Annotated in this window: 14 protein-coding genes; 4 read left to right on the plus strand and 10 right to left on the minus strand. The window is 71.8% G+C overall.

Annotated elements, in window-relative coordinates:
• Nucleotides 1–73: 73 nt before the first annotated feature.
• Entirely contained in the window at nucleotides 74–2,956 is a 2,883-nt protein-coding gene (gene uvrA / locus MA879_RS03125; RefSeq protein ID WP_418001210.1) for an excinuclease ABC subunit UvrA, read from the minus strand.
• Nucleotides 2,957–3,171: 215 nt separating this feature from the next.
• Here uvrA and MA879_RS03130 point away from each other — a divergent pair, with 215 nt between their 5' ends.
• The 4 genes from MA879_RS03130 to MA879_RS03145 all read left to right on the plus strand — a co-directional run bounded on the left by MA879_RS03130 (nucleotide 3,172) and on the right by MA879_RS03145 (nucleotide 8,831).
• Entirely contained in the window at nucleotides 3,172–3,852 is a 681-nt protein-coding gene (locus MA879_RS03130) for an MBL fold metallo-hydrolase (RefSeq protein ID WP_248123414.1), read from the plus strand.
• A gap of 133 nt (nucleotides 3,853–3,985) precedes the next feature.
• The gene (locus tag MA879_RS03135) at nucleotides 3,986–4,717 is read left to right on the plus strand and encodes a TetR/AcrR family transcriptional regulator (protein WP_248123416.1); all 732 of its coding nucleotides are present in this window, start codon (nucleotides 3,986–3,988) and stop codon (nucleotides 4,715–4,717) included.
• A gap of 26 nt (nucleotides 4,718–4,743) precedes the next feature.
• A complete protein-coding gene (locus MA879_RS03140; RefSeq protein ID WP_248123418.1) occupies nucleotides 4,744–7,395 on the plus strand; it encodes a DEAD/DEAH box helicase in 2,652 nt (883 codons plus the stop codon).
• Nucleotides 7,392–8,831 carry an alpha/beta fold hydrolase gene (locus MA879_RS03145; protein WP_248123420.1) on the plus strand — a complete coding sequence of 480 codons (1,440 nt, stop codon included), beginning with the start codon at nucleotides 7,392–7,394 and terminating at the stop codon, nucleotides 8,829–8,831. The genes MA879_RS03140 and MA879_RS03145 overlap by 4 nt, the downstream gene beginning before the upstream one ends.
• A 98-nt stretch (nucleotides 8,832–8,929) precedes the next feature.
• Here the strand turns inward: MA879_RS03145 and MA879_RS03150 are convergent, their stop codons facing one another.
• The 9 genes from MA879_RS03150 to coaE (MA879_RS03190) form a co-directional block, all read right to left on the minus strand.
• Nucleotides 8,930–10,186, minus strand: coding sequence for a TerC/Alx family metal homeostasis membrane protein (locus MA879_RS03150; protein WP_248123426.1), 1,257 nt, complete (start codon nucleotides 10,184–10,186; stop codon nucleotides 8,930–8,932).
• 238 nt (nucleotides 10,187–10,424) lie between these two features.
• Entirely contained in the window at nucleotides 10,425–11,465 is a 1,041-nt protein-coding gene (locus tag MA879_RS03155; protein ID WP_248123427.1) for a TerC family protein, read from the minus strand.
• A 51-nt stretch (nucleotides 11,466–11,516) separates the two neighbouring features.
• Entirely contained in the window at nucleotides 11,517–12,236 is a 720-nt protein-coding gene (locus MA879_RS03160) for a hypothetical protein (protein ID WP_248123428.1), read from the minus strand.
• Nucleotides 12,233–12,928, minus strand: a complete 696-nt coding sequence (locus MA879_RS03165; RefSeq protein WP_248123429.1) for a SatD family protein — start codon at nucleotides 12,926–12,928, stop codon at nucleotides 12,233–12,235. Before MA879_RS03165 ends, MA879_RS03160 begins: the two co-directional genes overlap by 4 nt.
• Nucleotides 12,929–12,956: 28 nt before the next feature.
• Nucleotides 12,957–13,205, minus strand: coding sequence for a hypothetical protein (locus MA879_RS03170; RefSeq protein ID WP_248123430.1), 249 nt, complete (start codon nucleotides 13,203–13,205; stop codon nucleotides 12,957–12,959).
• Between the two features lie 18 nt (nucleotides 13,206–13,223).
• Complete coding sequence (locus MA879_RS03175; RefSeq protein ID WP_248123431.1) at nucleotides 13,224–14,180, minus strand: MFS transporter; 957 nt, start codon at nucleotides 14,178–14,180, stop codon at nucleotides 13,224–13,226.
• Complete coding sequence (gene uvrB / locus MA879_RS03180) at nucleotides 14,177–16,309, minus strand: excinuclease ABC subunit UvrB (RefSeq protein ID WP_248123432.1); 2,133 nt, start codon at nucleotides 16,307–16,309, stop codon at nucleotides 14,177–14,179. The genes MA879_RS03175 and uvrB overlap by 4 nt, the downstream gene beginning before the upstream one ends.
• The gene (gene coaE, locus MA879_RS03185; RefSeq protein ID WP_248123433.1) at nucleotides 16,306–16,923 is read right to left on the minus strand and encodes a dephospho-CoA kinase; all 618 of its coding nucleotides are present in this window, start codon (nucleotides 16,921–16,923) and stop codon (nucleotides 16,306–16,308) included. The genes uvrB and coaE (MA879_RS03185) overlap by 4 nt, the downstream gene beginning before the upstream one ends.
• Nucleotides 16,924–17,105: 182 nt before the next feature.
• A complete protein-coding gene (gene coaE / locus MA879_RS03190) occupies nucleotides 17,106–19,475 on the minus strand; it encodes a dephospho-CoA kinase (RefSeq protein WP_248123434.1) in 2,370 nt (789 codons plus the stop codon).
• Nucleotides 19,476–19,544 lie beyond the last annotated feature (69 nt).

Below are 19,544 nucleotides of genomic sequence, written 5' to 3' on the forward strand. Positions count from 1 at the left end.
GTTCCCTCGCCTGCCTCTCGTGGTCGGGGGCCGGTGTCGCCCGGCGGGGCGACGCCGGCCGGGAGTCGGTCGGTCAGCCGAGCAGCTCGGCGAGGAAGCGGCCGGTGTGGCTCTCCGCCACCCGCGCGACCTGCTCGGGCGTGCCTGTGGCCACGATCGTGCCACCTCCCGAGCCGCCCTCGGGGCCGAGGTCGATCACGTGGTCGGCGCACTTCACCACGTCCAGGTTGTGCTCGATGGTGATCACACTGTTGCCCTTGTCCACGAGCGACTGCAGCACCTGCAGCAGCTTGCGGATGTCCTCGAAGTGCAGCCCCGTGGTGGGCTCGTCCAGCACGTACACCGTGCGCCCGTTGGAGCGCTTCTGCAGCTCCGCCGCCAGCTTCACCCGCTGGGCCTCGCCGCCGGAGAGGGTGGTGGCCGGCTGACCGAGGCGCACGTAGCCGAGGCCGACGTCCACCAGCGTGCGCAGGTATCGGGAGATCTTCGTGTAGGAGCTGAAGAACTCGGCGGCCTCCTCGATCGGCATGTCGAGGACCTCAGCGATGTTCTTGCCCTTGTACGTCACCTCGAGCGTCTCGCGGTTGTACCGGGCCCCGTGGCAGACCTCGCACGGGACGTACACGTCCGGCAGGAAGTTCATCTCGATCTTGAGCGTGCCGTCCCCCGAGCAGGCCTCGCAGCGGCCGCCCTTGATGTTGAAGGAGAACCGCCCCTGCTGGTAGCCGCGGACCTTGGCCTCGGGCGTCTCAGCGAACAGCTTGCGGATGGAGTCGAACACGCCCGTGTAGGTGGCCGGGTTGGAGCGCGGGGTGCGGCCGATGGGGCTCTGGTCCACGTGCACGACCTTGTCCAGGTGCTCCAGGCCCTGCACGGTGCGGTGCCGTCCCGGGACGAGCTTGGCGCCGTTGAGCCGGTCCGCGAGCACCTTGTAGAGGATCTCGTTGATCAGCGTGGACTTGCCCGAGCCGGACACGCCCGTGACCGCCGTGAACACCCCGAGCGGGATGTCCACGGTCACGTTCTTCAAGTTGTTCTCCGTGGCGCCCCGGACGGTCAGCTTCCGTCCCTTCTCGAGCGTGCGCCGCTGCGCGGGCACCTCGATGCTGCGCCGACCGGCCAGGTAGTCACCCGTGATGGAGCGGGTGTTGGCCTTGAGCTCCTCGAGCGAGCCGGAGTGGACCACCTCGCCGCCGTGCTCGCCGGCCTGGGGCCCGATGTCCACGATCCAGTCGGCCTCCCCGATCGTGTCCTCGTCGTGCTCGACCACGATCAGGGTGTTGCCCAGGTCCCGGAGGCGCAGCAGCGTCTCGATCAGGCGGCGGTTGTCCCGCTGGTGCAGCCCGATCGACGGCTCGTCCAGGACGTAGAGGACACCGACGAGGCCGGCGCCGATCTGCGTGGCCAGGCGGATGCGCTGGGCCTCACCGCCGGAGAGCGTGCCGGCGTTGCGCTCGAGGTTCAGGTACTCCAGCCCCACATCCAGCAGGAACGCCAGGCGGGCACGGATCTCCTTGACCACCTGGTCCGCGATCGCGCGCTCCCGTGCGGTGAGGTCGAGCCCGTCCACGAAGGCGAGGGCGTCCCGCATGGGCAGCGCGGTGGCCTCGGCGATGGACAGGCCTCCCACACGCACGTTGAGCACGGTGGGGTTCAGGCGCGCCCCGTGGCACACCGGGCACGGGATCTCCCGCATGAAGGACTCGTAGCGCTCGCGCGCCGAGTCCGACTCGGTCTCCTCGTGCTTGCGCACCACGTAGGGGATCACGCCCTCGAAGCCCGTGGTGTAGCGGCGGGTGCGTCCGAAGCGGTTGCGGAACTCCACCTCCACCTTGAAGTCCTTGCCGTGCAGCACGGCCTCCCGATGCTTCTTGGCCAGGTCCTTCCACGGGGTCTTCAGTGAGAATCCGGCCTCCTTGGCGAGGCCGCCGAGCACGCGCATCCAGTAGTCCGAGGTGGACTTGCCGAGGGACCAGGGGACGATCGCGCCGTCCTCGATCGAGAGCTCGTCGTTGGGCACCACGAGGTCCGGGTCCACCTGCAGACGCGAGCCGATGCCGGTGCACTCCGGGCATGCGCCGAAGGGGTTGTTGAAGGAGAAGGAGCGCGGCTCGATCTCGTCCACGGTCTGCGCGTGCCCGTTGGGGCAGGACAGCTTCTCGGAGAACGTGCGGAACCGGGGGTTGCCCTCCGCGTCCCGGCCGGCGAACTCCCCGGTGTTCTTCTTGCCGGGCTCGTCCTCCACCTGGACGTCCACGAACTCGACCGCCACGAGGCCGTCGGCGAGCTTGAGGGCGGTCTCCACGGAGTCCGTGAGGCGCTGGCGGATGCCCTCCTTCATGGCCAGGCGGTCGACCACGACGGCGATCGTGTGCTTGTTCTGCTTCTTCAGCGCCGGCGGGTCCGAGAGCTGCACGGTCTCCCCGTCGACGAGGGCGCGCGCGTAGCCCTGCGTGGACAGGGAGGAGAACAGGTCCACGAACTCGCCCTTGCGACCGCGCACGACGGGGGCCAGGACCTGGAAGCGGGTGCGCTCGGGCAGGCCCTCGAGCTGGTCCACGATCTGCTGCGGCGTCTGCCGGCTGACCACCTCGCCGCACTCCGGGCAGTGCGCCACGCCGACGCGGGCCCAGAGCAGGCGCATGTAGTCGTAGATCTCCGTGATGGTGCCGACCGTGGAGCGCGGGTTGCGGTTGGTGGACTTCTGGTCGATCGAGACCGCCGGGGACAGGCCCTCGATGAAGTCCACGTCCGGCTTGTCCACGCGCCCGAGGAACATGCGCGCGTACGAGGAGAGGGACTCCACGTAGCGGCGCTGGCCCTCCGCGAAGATCGTGTCGAACGCCAGGGAGGACTTGCCCGATCCGGACAGTCCGGTGAACACCACCATGGCGTCGCGTGGGAGGGAGACGTCCACGTCCTTCAGGTTGTGCTCGCGGGCACCCTTGACCACGATCCGCTCGTGCTGGGCCGCGCCACGGGCTCCGCGTCCCGGGCCCGAGGCGAGGCCGTCGGGGCGGGGCTGGGCGGCGTCGTCGTGAGCGGCGGGGAGGGTGGAGGCGGTGTTCTTCGGCACCGGACCAGTCTAGGCGCGCGCCCGGACGCGGTACGGGCCGGACGGCCCCGGATCCGCCACTGGCGGAGCCGGGCCCCGTCCGTAGACTGTCCCGCATGTCCGCCTCCGCCGAGATCCGTCTCCTCCACGACCTGCCCGCCGTGACCGTGCGCGCCGTCTCCGTCTCCGACATGGACAACAACGCGTATGCGATCACGTCCAAGACCACGGGAGCGCAGGTCCTGATCGACGCGGCGGACGCACCGGAGACGCTGCGGGAGCTCCTGGCGTCGGCGTCGGCGGACACCCCCTGCGAGCCGCACCTGGCCCTCATCGTGACCACCCACCGCCACTGGGACCACGTCCGCGCCCTGCCCGCGCTCGCCTCGGTGACCCGCGCCCGCACGGCCGCCGGGGCGGACGACGCCGAGGCGATCGCCGCGGACACGGGCGTCGCCCCGGACGTGGTCCTCCACCACGGGGAGACGGTCACGGTCGACGGGATCACCCTCGAGGTCATCGCCCTGCGCGGGCACACCCCGGGCTCGGTCGCCCTGGCCTACCGCCCCGAGGCGGACGAGCCGGCCGTCCTCTTCACCGGCGACTCCCTCTTCCCCGGCGGCGTGGGCAACACCGGGGGTGACGCCGCGCGCTTCGCCACCCTGCTCGACGACGTCGAGCAGCGCCTCTTCGCCGCCTTCGACGACGACGTCGTGGTCCACCCCGGCCACGGCGCCTTCACCACGCTGGGCGTCGAGCGTCCCCGCCTGCAGGAGTGGCGCGAGCGGGGCTGGTGAGCCTCTCCCGTCTAGGCTGGGTGTCGGGGGGCGATGGCAACGACCACATCCGCTGTCCGAACAGCGTTCGGCAGAAACGAACACGCTTCACCTCCCACACCCTCCGCGTCGGCAGCCCCGCTAAGGTGACTTCATGCCCGCCCCGATCGACCCCCTCGGCCCCCGCGACGTGGACGTCCCCGCCCCGCCCGGCGCCGTCCGCGACCTCCACCGGCGGGAGCGCCGTCGTCGGCTCACAGAGAAGGCGATCGTCGATGCCGCCCTGCGCATCACGGCCGCGCAGGGGGTGGCCGCCGTCACCATGCGCCGGGTGGCCGAGGATCTCGGCGTCGCGGCCTCGAGCCTCTACCCGCACGTCGGCAGCCGCGAACGGCTGATCGACCTGGCCGTGCGCGAGGTGCTCCGCGGCGTGGGACCGCTCCCCGACTCCGGCGACTGGCGCGCCGACCTGCGCGGGCACGTCCTCGAGGTGCACGAGCGCCTCTCGGCGCACGCCGACCTGGCGCAGCACGCCTTCTTCGCCGCAGTCGCGCCGAGCACCGCGGACGACCTGGAGGCCCTCGAGCAGCTGCTGGCCCGGCTGGCCGGCGAGGGGGTGGACCCCGACCTCGCGCTCACCGCCTACGACCGCATGATGCTGTGCACCGTGGCGGACGTCCACGAGCAGTGGCAGCGCCGCCACCGGGTGGACGACGCCGAGGTGACGGCCTGGCTCGTGAGCTTCACCGCGCACGTGGCCGAGCTTCCCGAGGACCGCTTCCCGCACCTGCGCACCCGCGCCCGCCGGCTGGTGGCCCCCGAGCCGACGGCGCGCTTCCTCACCGGCATCGACCTGCTCCTGGACGGCCTCGCGGCCCGCTCCTGACCCGCCCCGCGGATACGCTGGGGACGATGACCTCCGACGCCCCCGCCTCCGTGCCCACGCCCGCCGCGCCCTCCCTGACCGAGCGTCTCGCCGACCTCGGACGCTCCCCCGACGGCGACGCCGTCTACGAGGCCTTCACCGCCTGGACGGACGTCCGCGGGATCCGCCTCTACCCCGCGCAGGAGGAGGCCGTCCTCGAGCTGGTGGCCGGCAACCACGTGATCCTCGCGACGCCGACCGGCTCCGGGAAGTCGCTCGTGGCCCTCGGCGCCCACGCCGACGCGCTGGCGCACGGGACGGTGTCCTACTACACGGCGCCCATCAAGGCACTCGTCTCGGAGAAGTTCTTCGCCCTCGTGGACGTGTTCGGGGCGGAGAACGTCGGCATGGTCACCGGCGACTCGTCCGTGAACGCGGACGCGCCCATCATCTGCTGCACCGCGGAGATCCTGGCCAACCGGGCCCTTCGCGAGGGCTCGGGCATGCGGATCGGCACCGTGGTGATGGACGAGTTCCACTACTACGCGGACCCCTCCCGTGGCTGGGCCTGGCAGGTCCCCCTCCTCGAGCTGCCGCAGGCCCGGTTCCTGCTGATGTCGGCCACCCTCGGCGACACGACCCGCCTCGAGGCGGACCTGGCCGGGCGCACCGGGCGCGAGGTCGCCGTCGTCGCCCATGCCGAGCGGCCCATCCCCCTGACCTTCGAGTGGTCCGACATGCCGCTGCAGGAGAAGGTGGAGGAGCTCGTCTCCACCCACCAGGCGCCGGTGTACATCGTGCACTTCTCCCAGCTGGACGCCGTGGAGACGGCGGTGGGCCTGGCCTCCGTCTCGGTGACGACGAAGGAGGAGAAGGAGGCGATCGCGGAGCGCATCGCCGGCTTCCGGTTCTCCGCCGGTTTCGGCAAGACCCTCAACCGGCTGGTCCGGGCGGGGATCGGCGTGCACCACGCGGGCATGCTCCCCAAGTACCGCCGGCTCGTGGAGAAGCTCGCCCAGGAGGGCCTCCTGAAGGTGATCTCCGGCACGGACACCCTCGGCGTGGGGATCAACGTGCCCATCCGCACCGTGCTGATCACCGCCCTGTCCAAGTTCGACGGGGAGAGGACGCGGATCCTGCAGTCCCGCGAGTTCCACCAGATCGCCGGCCGCGCCGGGCGCGCCGGGTTCGACACCACGGGCACCGTGGTGGTCCAGGCCCCCGAGCACGTGATCGAGAACAAGGCGGCCGAGCGCAGGGCCGCGGCGAAGTTCGCCTCCGTCAAGGACGAGGCCGAGCGGGCCAAGCGCATGAAGCAGTCCGTGAAGGGGACCAAGAAGAAGACCCCGCCGCAGGGGTTCGTCTCCTGGGGCCCGGCCACGTTCGAGAAGCTCGTGGCCTCCGAGCCGGAGCCGCTGGTCTCCCGGATGAAGATCACCCACTCGATGCTGCTGAACATCCTGGACCGGCCCGGAGACCCCGTCCTCGCCGTGCGCCGGCTGCTGCGCGCCACCCACGAGACTCCGGCCCGGCAGGCCCAGCTCATGCGCCGCGCCCTGGGCATCTTCCGCGAGCTGCTGGCCACCGGCGTCGTCGAGGTGCTGCCCGAGCCCGACGCCGAGGGGCGCACCGTGGACCTGACGGTGGACCTGCAGCCCGACTTCGCCCTGAACCAGCCGCTCTCCCCGTTCGCCCTCGCGGCGCTGGACCTGCTGGACCCGGCCGAGCCGGACCACCACCTGGATGTGGTCTCCGTGATCGAGGCGACGCTCGACGCACCCCGGCAGGTCCTCTCGGCCCAGGTCAAGAAGGCCAAGGGCGAGGCCGTCGCCGCCATGAAGGCCGAGGGCATGGACTACCAGGACCGCATGCGCGCCCTGGACGAGGTCACCCACCCGCAGCCGCTGGCCGAGCTGCTCGAGCAGCAGTTCGAGACGTACCGCCAGGACGCCCCGTGGCTGGCCGAGTTCGAGCTCTCCCCCAAATCCGTGGTCCGGGACATGTTCGAGCGGGCCATGGGCTTCGGCGACTACGTGCAGTTCTACGGCCTGGCCCGCTCCGAGGGCGTGCTGCTGCGCTACCTCACGGACGCGGTCAAGGCCCTGCGCCAGACCGTGCCGCAGGAGGACCGCACCGAGGACCTGCAGGTGCTCCTGGACTGGCTGGGCGAGATGGTCAAGCAGACCGACTCCTCCCTCCTCGAGGAGTGGGAGGACCTGGTGGCCGGGGACATCGCCGAGCTGCGCCGGGACATGGAGTCCCTCGAGCCCACCCCGCCGCCGCGGCTGACCGACAACGCCGCCGTGTTCCGCGTGATGGTCCGCAACGCGCTGTTCCAGCGCGTACGGCTGTTCGGCGACGAGCAGGACGCCCGGCTCGCCGAGCTCTCGGGCGACCTCTCCGCGGACGACTGGGCGGACGCCCTGGACGCCTACTTCGACGACCACGAGGACATCGACGACGGGCCCGCCGCACGCGGCCCCGAGTTCTTCCGTGTGGCAGAGCGCCCACAGGGCCGCTGCCCGGTGGAGCTGACGGGCGCGCGGTGGTGGGCGGTGCGCCAGGTGCTCAAGGACCACGACGGCGACCACGACCACGGCATCAACGCAGTGGTGGACCTGGACGCCTCCGACGAGGCCGGCCACCCCGTGGTGCGCGTGCTCTCCGTGGGGGCGCCCGTGCCCGGGTGGGACCTGTGACGGCGGGACGCGTCCCCGGCGACCCCCGCGGGTTCGCCGCCGTCGGCGCGGCCGAGCACCGGCCGGGCCCGGCCACCGTGCTCTTCGACGGCACGCCCGTGCTCGAGCACCGTTTCCGCGTGCCGATCGACCACTCCCTGACGCTCGAGCAGGCCCGTGCGCAGGACGCGGACGGGACCGGCGTGGGCCCGGGCGGCCGGGGCACCCTCGAGGTCCTGGCCCGCGAGGTACGTGCCGCCGACGACCCGGACGGCGAGCGTCCGTGGCTGCTCTACCTGCAGGGCGGCCCCGGCTCCGGAGCGCCCCGGCCGGCACGCCTCAACGGCTGGCAGCGGGAGCTGACCACGGACTTCCGCCTGCTCCTGCTGGACCAGCGCGGCACCGGGGGGTCGACGCCGGCCACCGCGGCCACGCTGGCCGCGCACCCCACGGACGAGGCGCGGGCGGCGCACCTGACGCACCTGCGCGCCCCCTCGATCGTGCAGGACGCGGAGATGGTCCGTCTCGCGCTCGGCGCGGGCCCGTGGACCACGCTGGGCCAGAGCTTCGGCGGCTTCTGCACGCTGAGCTACCTCTCCTGGCACCCGGAGGGCCTGGAGCGGTGCCTGGTCACCGGCGGGCTGGCCCCGCTCACGGGGCACGCGGACCGGGTCTACCGGGCCACGTACGCCCGGATGCGCGAGCGCGCGGAGGAGTTCTTCGCCCGCCATCCCGAGGACCGGGCCGCGTGGGACGAGGCGACGGCCCTGGTGCGCGCCGCGGAGGCCGCCGGGGCGCCGGTCCGGCTCCCGGACGGGTCCGCGCTGACGGTCGGCCGGGTCCAGCAGCTGGGCATGCTGCTGGGCGGGAGCACGCGGGTGGACCAGCTCCACTGGACCCTCGCGGACGCGGTGGACCGCACCGGCGCCGCACCGCGGCTGTCCGAGCCGTTCCTCGCCGCCGTCGCAGCCCAGGCGGAACGCGGCACGAACCCGCTCTACGCCGTGCTGCACGAGGCGATCTACGCCCAGCCCGCCGCGCTGGCCGACGGCCGCGCCGCCACCGCCTGGTCGGCGGCGCGGGTGCTCGCCGAGCACCCGGAGTTCGACCCGGCCCGCTCCCCCGCGCCACTGCCCACCGGCGAGCACGTGATGCCGTGGTCCTTCGAGACGGAGGCCGCGCTGAGTCCCCTCGCCGGGACCGCCCGCCTGCTGGCCGAGAAAGAGGACTGGGGCCCGCTGTACGACCTGGACGCCCTCGCCGCGAACGACGTCCCCGTCGCCGCCGCCGTCTACGCCCACGACGTCTACGTGGACCGCGACCTCTCCCTCGAGACCGCCGACCGGGTCCGGGGCCTGCGCGTGTGGGAGACGGACGCCTTCCACCACGACGGGCTCGCCGACGACGGCGCCACGATCGTCCGCCGCCTGCTGAGCCTCGCCCGCGGCGAGGACTGAGGGGCGCCCCGACCCGCCGCCCTGGGCCGACGACGAGGCCCCCTCCCGGGCGGGAGGGGGCCTCGTCGTCGTGTCCGGTCCCGGGGTCGGGAGACGGGTCAGACCGTCGGCCCGTCCTGGGCCACGATCTTCTGCGAGACACCGGCGGCGTCCGCGTCGCGCGGGTCCGCCAGGCGCGCCTCGTGGGCCTGGCGGATGATCGCCGACCACCGGTCCTTGTGATCGATCAGCTGGTCATGCCACTTGCCGTCCACGCGCTCGGCGCGGCGGGTCCACTCGTCCATCAGGGTGGCGGCCTTCTCGCGCTCCGCGGGGGTGGCCGAGTCGTCCAGCTCGAAGTAGCGGTGGGAGTACTTCTCCGCGTTCTGCAGGGCGCGCAGCGCCTGGCCCTTGGGCGAGGCGAGCGAGGCCATCACGGTGAGGACCAGGATGCCGACCACCACGAGCAGCGACAGGGTGGTGGGGATCTCCGTGACGGGGACGGGCTGCCCGTCGTTGATGAAGTCGAGCGTGTTCTCGTGCAGCGCGTGCAGTACCAGCTTGACGCCGATGAACGCGAGGATGGCGGCGAGGCCGTGGGAGAGGTACACGAGCCGGTCCAGCAGGCCGTCGATCAGGAAGAACAACTGGCGCAGGCCCATGAGGGAGAACGCGGTGGCGGCGAACACGATGTACGGCTCCTGGGTGACGCCGTAGATCGCCGGGATGGAGTCGAACGCGAAGAGGATGTCCGTCAAGCCGATCGCGATCATCACGAGCAGCATCGGCGTCATCAGCCTCTTGCCGCCCTCCGTGGTGAACAGCCGGTCCCCGTCGTAGTGCTCGGACGCGGGAAGGAACCGCTTCACGAGGCGGACCATGACGTTGTCCGCCTCCTCCTCCGCCTCGTCCGCATCGCCCATCTCGCTCTTGAGCTGCAGGCCCGCGATCACGATCAGCGCCAGGCCGAAGAGGTAGAAGACCCAGGAGAACGCCGCGATGGCCGCCGCGCCGATCAGGATGAACACCGTGCGGGAGACGATAGCGAAGGTGATGCCGAACAGCAGCACCTTCTGCTGGTAGTCGCGCGGCACGCCGAAGCTGGCCATGATCACCAGGAACACGAAGAGGTTGTCGACGCTGAGCGCCTTCTCGAGGATGTATCCGGTGTAGTACTCGACGGCGTGCTGGCTGTCCCCGAAGAGCAGGAACACCAGGCCGAACGCCAGGGCCAGCGCGATGTAGATCCCCGACCAGACCGCCGCCTCGCGGATCGTGGGGGTGTGCGCCTTGCGCACGTGGGCGACGTAGTCGAAGGCGAGGAGGCCGACGATCAGCGCGATCGTCAGGCCCCAGGTCAATCCGTTGATCTCCACGCGGGAGCACCTTTCGGGAGGGGGACTCGGTCAGGGCTCGCAAGTCTCTCCACCCCGCCCCGGCATGGCCGGCGGCGCGGGCCGCTGCGTCCGGCGGACGGGGCCGGCGACCGGCCGCGCCGTCCACGTGGTGACGTCCGCAGTGTTCTGGATACTCCCCTACGACAGGATCACTCTACAGCATCGGGGCCGGTCGCCCGCGGGCGGCCGGCCCCATAGCCGTCGGGTCGGCGGACGCTCAGCGGTCGTCGCGGCGCGCGGCGCCGGACACCTGGCGCATGCGCTCCGCGGACTCGGCGCGCGGCACGTCGCCCTCGTGGGCGGCCTTGCCCCAGAGCAGGGAGGCCACCGTGGCCACCACGAGCGTGCCGACGATGACGCCGAGGGAGAGGAAGGTGGAGATCTCGGGCACGGGCACGGGCTGGCCGCCGTTGATGAACGGCAGCTCGTTCTCATGCAGCGCGTGCAGGATGAGCTTGACACCGATGAACGCCAGGATGAACGCGAGGCCGTGCTTGAGGTACACGAGGCGGTCCATGAGCCCGCCGAGCAGGAAGTAGAGCTGGCGCAGGCCCATGAGGGCGAAGATGTTGGCCGTCAGGACGATGAACCAGTTCTGCGTGAGGCCGAAGATCGCCGGGATGGAGTCGACGGCGAACATGACGTCCGTCAGTCCGATCGTGATGAACACGACCACCATGGGGGTGAACATGCGCTTGCCGTTCACCGTGGTGCGCAGCTTGTTGCCGTCGTAGCCCTCCGCCACGTTGAGGCGGCGGGTCAGCTTGGCGACCAGGCCGGGCTCGGCCTCTTCGCCGTCGTCGTCGTCCTTGAGCTGATGCCAGGCGGTGAACAGGAGGAACGCGCCGAAGATGTAGAAGATCCAGCTCAGGTGCTCGATGGCCACGGCACCGATGGCGATGAAGACTGCCCGCGCGATGAGGGCGATGATGATGCCCACCATCAAGACCTCCTGCTGATACCGGCGCGGCACCTGGAACTTGGCCATGATGATGAGGAACACGAACAGGTTGTCCACCGAGAGGCTGTACTCCGTGACCCAGCCCGCCAGGAACTCGGTGCCGTGCTGGACGTCTCCCAGGACGAACAGCAGGCCCGCGAAGATCAGCGCCAGGGTGACGTAGAAGCCGATCCAGAGTCCGGCCTCCTTCATGGAGGGCTCGTGCGGGCGCTTGACCACGTACAGCAGGTCGAAGAGCAGGATCAGGCCGAGGACCACGAGGGTGGTGGTCTGGAAGGCGGGACTCAGGACATCCATCGGGGCGGGACCTTTCGCAGGGGGACGCGTCATCGTATCCCGCGCGCAGGCTCAGCGGGCTGTCAGCGCGAGGTGGACGAGCAGCCCGGCTCCCGCGGCGAGGGTCCAGCTGGCGAGCGAGCCGATGAGGAACTCCTCCGCGCTGGCGCCGGGGGGCCCGCCCTTCGGCTCGTGTGAGCGCGCGTCCCGGGAGATCTCCGGGAAGCGGACGATGCCCTTGGCCGCCATGATCGCCGCGACCACCTGCCATGCCGCCATGAGGCCCAGCACGACCATGAGCAGTCGCTCCATCGGACCGATGAAGCGGCCGCCGCGCAGGCCGGTCGCGTCGTCCTCGCCCTGAGGGGCGGGGTCGGCTTCGCCCGACGGCCGCCCCGCCAGGGCGAGCACGTCACGGGTCGCGACGTTGGCGGTCTCGACGAGCACGAGGCCGGCGGCCAGCAGGGTCAGGCCCACCGGCGCGCGGCTCACGTCCAGGCCGCCGGTGTGCTCGGCGACCGCCAGGACCACCACCGCTCCCAGGGCTGCCGTCCGCCAGACGGGCCGCCCTGCCGCCGCGAGTCCGTGCCACCCGCAGGCGGCGCCCAGGGCCACGGACGCGGAGGCCAGCGTCCCCGGCCCTGCCCCGGCGGACAGGGTGAGCGCGACGATCCCCGCGAGCACCGCGACGACAGCCGCCACGAGCCGGAGCCAGGGCCGGCGCGCGGCGCGCCCCGGCGTGACGGCGGCGAGGTCATGGACGCCGAGCGCGAGGAGGACCAGGGCCGTCATTGGGCCTCCTCCCCCGCGGCGAGGGAGGACGGGAGGGACGCGAGCTCGGCGTCCAGGGCCAGCAGCTCGCGGACGCCCGAGCGGGACACCGCCTGGGACACCGCGGACTGGGTGATGCGCTCGGCCGTGGCCGCCTCCGCCTGCGTCCGCCCGGTCAGGAGGGCGCCGGCCAGCCGGCGCTCGCGGCTGCGGAGACGCCGGAGGAGATGGTCGCGCAGCAGCAGCTGGCCGTCGACGGCCAGGGTCAGGGCCTCGTCCTCCCCGACGAACGCGGTGGCGGCCCCGGTGGCGCGGGCCTCGGCCGTCTCCAGCGCGGCCCGGGCCCGATGCCAGGCCGAGCCGTCCAGGATGGGCCCGCCCTCCCCCGCGACGGCGCCCCTCACCTCGACGTGGTCGCCGGCGCCGAGGCCGAACCGCAGCTCCACGCCCTCCGGCAGGGCGAGCGCGACCCGCAGGACGCTGCGCACGGCCGACGCCCAGTGGCGGTGCAGGGCCTGGAACTCGTCTCCCACCGTGGCCCACGCCCCCAGCAGCGGCTCGACCTGCCGGTCCGCGGCCGCGAACGCCGCCAGGATGTCCGCCTGGGCCGCCGCGCGGTCCGGCAGGTCCCGCGAGCCGACGATGTCGGCGATGACCGCGACGGCGGGGATCGGGGTCTCGGGGCCGGCGGCGCTGCTGTCCGGTCTGCTCATACCACTGATGTTACACGAATGCTGATAATCAGCGATTATCAGCGGTCCTGATGCGCGTGACCAGGTCGGGGACGCCGCGCAGGACGGCCACGGCCACCCCGAGCGCGCGGACGGCGGCCGCCGCCGCAAGTCCCCCGTACCCGGCGACCCCGAGCACGAGACCGGCGAGCCCGGCCCCCAGGGCCCCGACCAGGCCCATGCCGGCATCGGCGAGCCCCTGGACCAGCACCTGGTCCGGACCCGTGACGGGCTCGGAGACACGGGCCGAGCCTGCCACCGTCAGCCGCACCCGCCCCTACCGGTCGGCCAGGTGCCCCATGGCGGGCGAGAGCGCGTACATGCCCGCGATGTGCAGGGAGATGACCAGCCCGATCACCACGAACGTGCCCGGGCCCGTGTGGAGGTCGGAGGCGTGCCCTGCGTGCGCGAAGTGAGAGCCCTGGGCCAGGCGGGCCAGGTGCACCGGGGTCATGGACATGACGGCCACCATGACCGCGTGCGCCGTGATGACGGCCGTCACGGTCAGCGCCACCGCGGGCTCCCGACGCAGGACGGCGACGCCGTCGGCGAGTCGGGGGCGGGGAGCCGCGGATCCGCCGCCGAGGCGCAGGGCCGTGGTCAGCGGGTCGGGACGGAGCCCGATCTGCAGGATGACGACGGCGAGGACCATGCCCGTCAGGGACAGCAGGAACGGGCCGGAGGTGTCCGGCAGCCCCCAGGGCCGGGCCAGGGCCGCGCCCGGGCCGATGAGGTTGGGTCCGGCGACGGCGCCGAGGGTGATGGACCAGACCACGAGACCGAGGTCCCGCCCGCGGGTGGCGTCGTCGGCGAGGTCGGTGGCGGCGAAGCGGGCCTGGAGGTTGCCGGCGGCGCCGAGGCCGACGAGCAGCGCCGCGGCCAGCAGGAGCGGGTAGCTGCCGAGCACCGGGGCGAAGACCATGCCGACGGTGCCGAGGGCGGCCAGGCCGTAAGCGGCGGTGAGGGCCGTGCGCCGGCCGTGGGTGAGGGCGAGGCGGGCCAGGGGCAGGGCGCTCAGCGCCCCGGCCAGGGACATGGCCATGGTGGCGGTCCCACCCCAGCCGGCGTGGCCGCTGAGCTCGACGGCCATGACGGAGCCCACCGCGAGCGCGGAGCCGTTGCCGAGGCCGGAGAAGACCTGGCTGGCGGCGAGGGTGCGGACGGTGCGGCGTTGGGCGGAGCGGCGGGGGGTGCTGTCGAGGAGCCCGGCGGGGGTGGGGCCGGTGGGGGTCACTGTTCGCGGTTCATCTGCCGGAGCTCCTTCTTGAGCTCGCCGATCTCGTCGCGGAGGCGGGCGGCGAGCTCGAACTGGAGGTCGGTGGCGGCCTGGTGCATCTGGGCGGACATCTGGCCGATGAGGTCGGCGAGGTCCTTGGCGGGGAGGGTGGCGGGGTCGAGGGCGGAGCCGCCGGGGCCGCCGTCGGCGTGTGGCGTCTGCGTGTCGAGGGAGGACAGTCCGCGGTGGCCCATGCCGTAGGTGAAGCCCGCCTTCACGCCGCCCATGCCCTTGAGGAAGTCGGCGGAGTCGGCGTCCTCGCGGGCGAGCTGGTCGGTGATGTCGGCGATCTTCTTGCGCAGGGGTGTCGGGTCGATCCCGTGCTCCTCGTTGTAGGCGATCTGCACGGCACGGCGACGTTCGGTCTCGTCGATGGCGCGGCGCATGGAGTCGGTGATGTTGTCGGCGTACATGTGGACCTCGCCGGAGACGTTGCGGGCGGCGCGGCCGATGGTCTGGATGAGGGAGGTGGTGGAGCGCAGGAAGCCCTCCTTGTCCGCGTCGAGGATGGCCACGAGGGACACTTCGGGCAGGTCGAGGCCCTCGCGGAGGAGGTTGATGCCGACGAGGACGTCGAAGGTGCCGAGGCGGAGTTCGCGGAGCAGTTCGACGCGGCGGAGGGTGTCGACGTCGGAGTGGAGGTACTCGACCTTGACGCCGGCGTCGAGGAGGTACTCGGTGAGGTCCTCGGCCATGCGCTTGGTGAGGGTGGTGACGAGCACGCGCTCGTCGCGGGCGGTGCGGACGCGGATCTGCTCGAGGAGGTCGTCGATCTGGCCCTCGGTGGGCTTGACCACGACCTGGGGGTCGACGAGGCCGGTGGGGCGGATGATCTGCTCGACGAACCCGTCGGCCTGGGAGAGCTCGTAGGCGCCCGGGGTCGCGGAGAGGTACACGGTCTGGCCGATGCGCTCGAGGAACTCGTCCCACTTGAGGGGGCGGTTGTCCATGGCGGAGGGCAGGCGGAAGCCGTGCTCCACGAGCGTGCGCTTGCGGGACATGTCCCCCTCGTACATGGCCCCGATCTGGGGGATGGTCACGTGGGACTCGTCGACGACGAGGAGGAAGTCGTCGGGGAAGTAGTCGAGGAGGCAGTGGGGGGCGGAGCCGGCGGGGCGCCCGTCGATGTGGCGGGAGTAGTTCTCGATGCCGTTGCAGTAGCCCATCTCCTGCATCATCTCGAGGTCGTAGGTGGTGCGCATGCGCAGGCGCTGGGCCTCGAGGAGCTTGTCCTGGGACTCGAGCTCCTGGAGGCGGGCGCGCAGCTCGTCCTCGATGGTGGTGATGGCCTTGCCCATGCGGGTGTCGCCGGCGACGTAGTGGGAGGCGGGGAAGATGTACATCTCCTCCTCCTCACGCACCACCTGACCGGTGAGGGGGTGCAGGGTCTGGATGGAGTCGACCTCGTCGCCGAAGAACTCGATGCGCACGGCGAGCTCCTCGTACATGGGGATGATCTCCACGGTGTCCCCGCGCACGCGGAAGGTGCCGCGGTGGAAGTCGACGTCGTTGCGGACGTACTGCATCTGCACGAACCGGCGCAGCAGCACGTCGCGGTCGAGCTGCTGGCCGCGTCGGAGGGTGACCATCTGCTCGATGTACTCCTCCGGGGTGCCGAGGCCGTAGATGCAGGAGACGGTGGCGACCACGATCACGTCCCGGCGGGTGAGCAGGGCGTTGGTGGCGGAGTGGCGGAGGCGCTCGACCTCCTCGTTGATGGAGGAGTCCTTCTCGATGAACGTGTCCGTCTGCGGGACGTACGCCTCGGGCTGGTAGTAGTCGTAGTAGGAGACGAAGTACTCGACCGCGTTGTTCGGCAGCAGCTCGCGGAACTCGTTGGCGAGCTGCGCGGCGAGGGTCTTGTTCTGGACCATCACGAGGGTGGGCCGCTGCAGCTGCTCGATCACCCAGGCCGTGGTGGCGGACTTGCCGGTGCCGGTGGCGCCCAGCAGGACCACGTCCTTCTCGCCGGCCTGGACGCGTTCGGTGATCTCCGCGATGGCCTTGGGCTGGTCGCCGGAGGGCTGGTACGGGGAGACGACCTCGAAGGGGGCGACGACGCGGTTGATCTGCTTGGCCAGGCTCATGCGGCCATCCCCCGCCACACGGCGCGGGTGAGCTCGCGCAGGCGCTCGAGGTCGCCGTCGTTGACGATCACGACGTCGGCCACCGCCGCCCGCTGCTCGTCCGTGGCCTGGGCGGCGATGCGGGCCTCGGCGTCCTCGACGCTCATGCCGCGGCCCTCGACCATGCGGCGGATGCGCTCCTCCCGGGGTGCCTGGACCACGAGGACCAGGTCGAACGCCTCCGCCTGGCCCGTCTCCACGAGCAGGGGGACGTCCTGCACCACGACGACGTCGGGGCCCGCCTGCGCCACGATCTCCCGGGCCATGCGCCGCACGCGCGGGTGCACGATCCTGTTGAGACGCTCGCGCTGGCCGGCATCGGCGAACACGATCGAGGCCAGCGCTGCGCGGTCCAGCGAGCCGTCGGCGGCGATGACCCGATCGCCGAAGGCCTCACGGACGGCCGCCAGCCCCTCCGTGCCGGGCTCCAGGACGAGCCGGGCGAGGGCGTCGGAGTCCACGAGCAGGGCGCCGCACCGCTCCAGCTCGGCCGCCACGGCGGACTTGCCGGCGGCGATGCCGCCGGTGAGGCCGACGTGCAGACGCGGGCGCAGGGTCGGGTCGGTCACGGTCATCGGGCGTCCTCCTCGGTTCGGGCCCGCACAGCGGGGTCCGCCGGGGCCGCGTCCAGCTCCGGCTGGACCTTCTCGGGTCCCAGTATGCCCGGCCCGGCGGGTCCCGCCCCAGCGGCGCGTCCGGACGGCGACGGGCGCCCGTCCTCGAGCAGAGGAGGGGCGCCCGTGGGGTGCCGGGGAGGTCAGCCGACCTTGCCCGCGGCGTCCGGGTCCAGGACGGGGACGATGCGCTCGTCCCAGTACGCCTGTACGGCGGCCGCGAGGTCCTCGCGGGTGCCGTCGTTGGCGATCACCGTGTCGGCGATCTCGGTCCGTGCCCCGTCCGCGGCGCCGTCGTCGATCACGGCCCACGCCTGTTCGCGGGTCAGACCGCGTTCGCCCATGAGCCGGTCCACACGCTGCTCCGCGGGAGCGGTGACAGTGACCACCTGGTCGAAGTCCTTATGGCTGCCGGTCTCGGCGAGCACCGCCAGGTCGACCACGAGGACCGCGTCCTCGCCGACCGCCTTCGCCCGTCGGTCCGCCTCGCTCCGGACCGCGGGGGTGACGACCTCGAGGTAGCGCTGACGCGCCGCCTCGGAGCGGTTCGTCAGCCGGTCGAGCGCCCGCCGGTCCACCGTGCCGTCCCACCGGATGATCTCGCCGCCGAAGACGTCCCGCAGCTCCTCGAGCAGGGGCGAGCCCGGGACGAGCAGGTCCTCCGCGACGTCGTCGAACTCCACGACGACGGCGCCGAGGCGCTCGAACTCCTCGCCGACCACGGTGCGTCCGGTGGCGACGCCGCCGGTGAGACCGACGGTGACGCGGGCCCGTTGGGCCACGGCCTTCTGCTGGTGCCACGTGTTGGGGGTGTGCGTGTCGAACTCCGGCTCGGTGCCCGGCTCGAACTCGGGCCGGATGACGTACGCCGAGACGTCGCCCTCCTCCTGGGCGCGGCGGTGGTACTCCTCCGCCGGGAGCACGCGCTTCCACTGGCGGGTGCGGATCGGGCGGGCGGCGCCGGCGTCCTCGCGCAGCGCCTGCACGAGCAGAGCCGCCTGCAGGACGGTGAGGATCATGACCGGGAAGCCGATCACGATGATGACCTCCTGGAGCGCGTCCAGGCCGCCGTCGCCGGACGTGATCAGGATCGCGGTGCACACCGCGCCGACGCTCAGCGCCCAGAACACGCGCTGACGACGGGAGACGACGTCCTCCTGGCCGTTGGCCATGGCGTCCATCACCAGGGCGCCGGAGTCGATCGAGGTGATGAAGAAGATCACGATGATGATCAGCGCGAGCGTGGCGATCGGCAGGTAGAGCGGAAGCTCCTGCAGGTACTGAAACAGGGCCGCCTGGACGTTGCCCTCCTCCACGATCGTCCGGGTCAGGGCGCCGCCGGTGAGCGGGGCCCCCGCGGAGGCGCGGTCCATGGCGAACGCGGAGTTGCCGTAGATGCCGATCCAGATGATGACGAAGAGGGTGGGCAGCCCGATCGAGGCGCTCACGAACTCACGGATGGTGCGGCCCCGCGAGATCTTCGCGACGAACATGCCCACGAACGGCGCCCACGTCACGGTCCACGCCCAGTAGAAGACGGTCCAGGCACCGGACCACTCACCCGAATGGAAGGTGTCGTTGAAGGTGCTCAACAGGGGAAGCGAGGAGACATAGCGGCCGGCGGACTCCACGGTGCCGCGGACGACGTCCATCGACGAGGCGGCCCACATGAGGCAGTACACCATCAGGGCGATCGCCATGAGGATGTTGATGTAGGAGAGGCGTTTGACGCCCTTGTCCATGCCGGCGAGCACCGAGGTGATCGCGGCAGCCGTGATGACGGCCATGATCAGCGCCTGGATCCACCCGGCCACGGGGGTGCCGAACACGTAGTTCATGCCGGCGTTGATCTGCAGCGCGCCGAGGCCGGTGGACACGGCCACGCCGAACACGGTGGACACGATGGAGATGGTGTCGATCGTCTTGCCGATGGGGCCGTGGATGCGGTCGCCGATCAGCGGGTAGAAGGCCGAGGAGACGCGCGGCGGCAGCTTGCGCTTGTAGGTGAAGTAGCCGAAGGACAGACCCGGCACGATGAGGATCGCCCACATGTGGACGCCGAAATGGAAGTTCGCGATCGACAGCGCGTTGTGCGCTGCCTTGTCGCTGAACGGCGCGGTGTCCTCCAGAGGCGGCAGCGCGTAGTGGTACATCGGCTCTGCGATGCCCCAGAACATGAGGACGGCGCCCACGCCGGCGGCGAACATCATGCCGAACCAGGCGATGCCGGAGTACTCCGGCCGGGAGTCGTCGTCGCCCAGCTTGACGCGGCCGTACCTCGAGAACGCGAGGCCCAGGGCGAACACGACCAGGAGCGTCGCGCTCAGGGTGTAGAACCAGCCGATGTCGTAGCGGAGCCATGAGGCCCCGATCCCGAACAGGCCCTGGACCTGCGCGGGGAAGATGCTCATGGCGGCCGTGAACAGGACGACCACGAGGGCGGCGGAGAAGAAGATCGCCGGGGAGGTGCGCAGTCCCAGGCGGTCGTGGAGTCTGGTGAGGGGTGATGACATGGGTGTCTCATCCGGTTGTCGGGACCCCGACGCGGCCGATCCGATCGGCTCACACCGGGGCTGGTGGAC

The organism is Micrococcus lacusdianchii, assembly GCF_023155805.1.
GTDB lineage: Bacteria > Actinomycetota > Actinomycetes > Actinomycetales > Micrococcaceae > Micrococcus > Micrococcus lacusdianchii.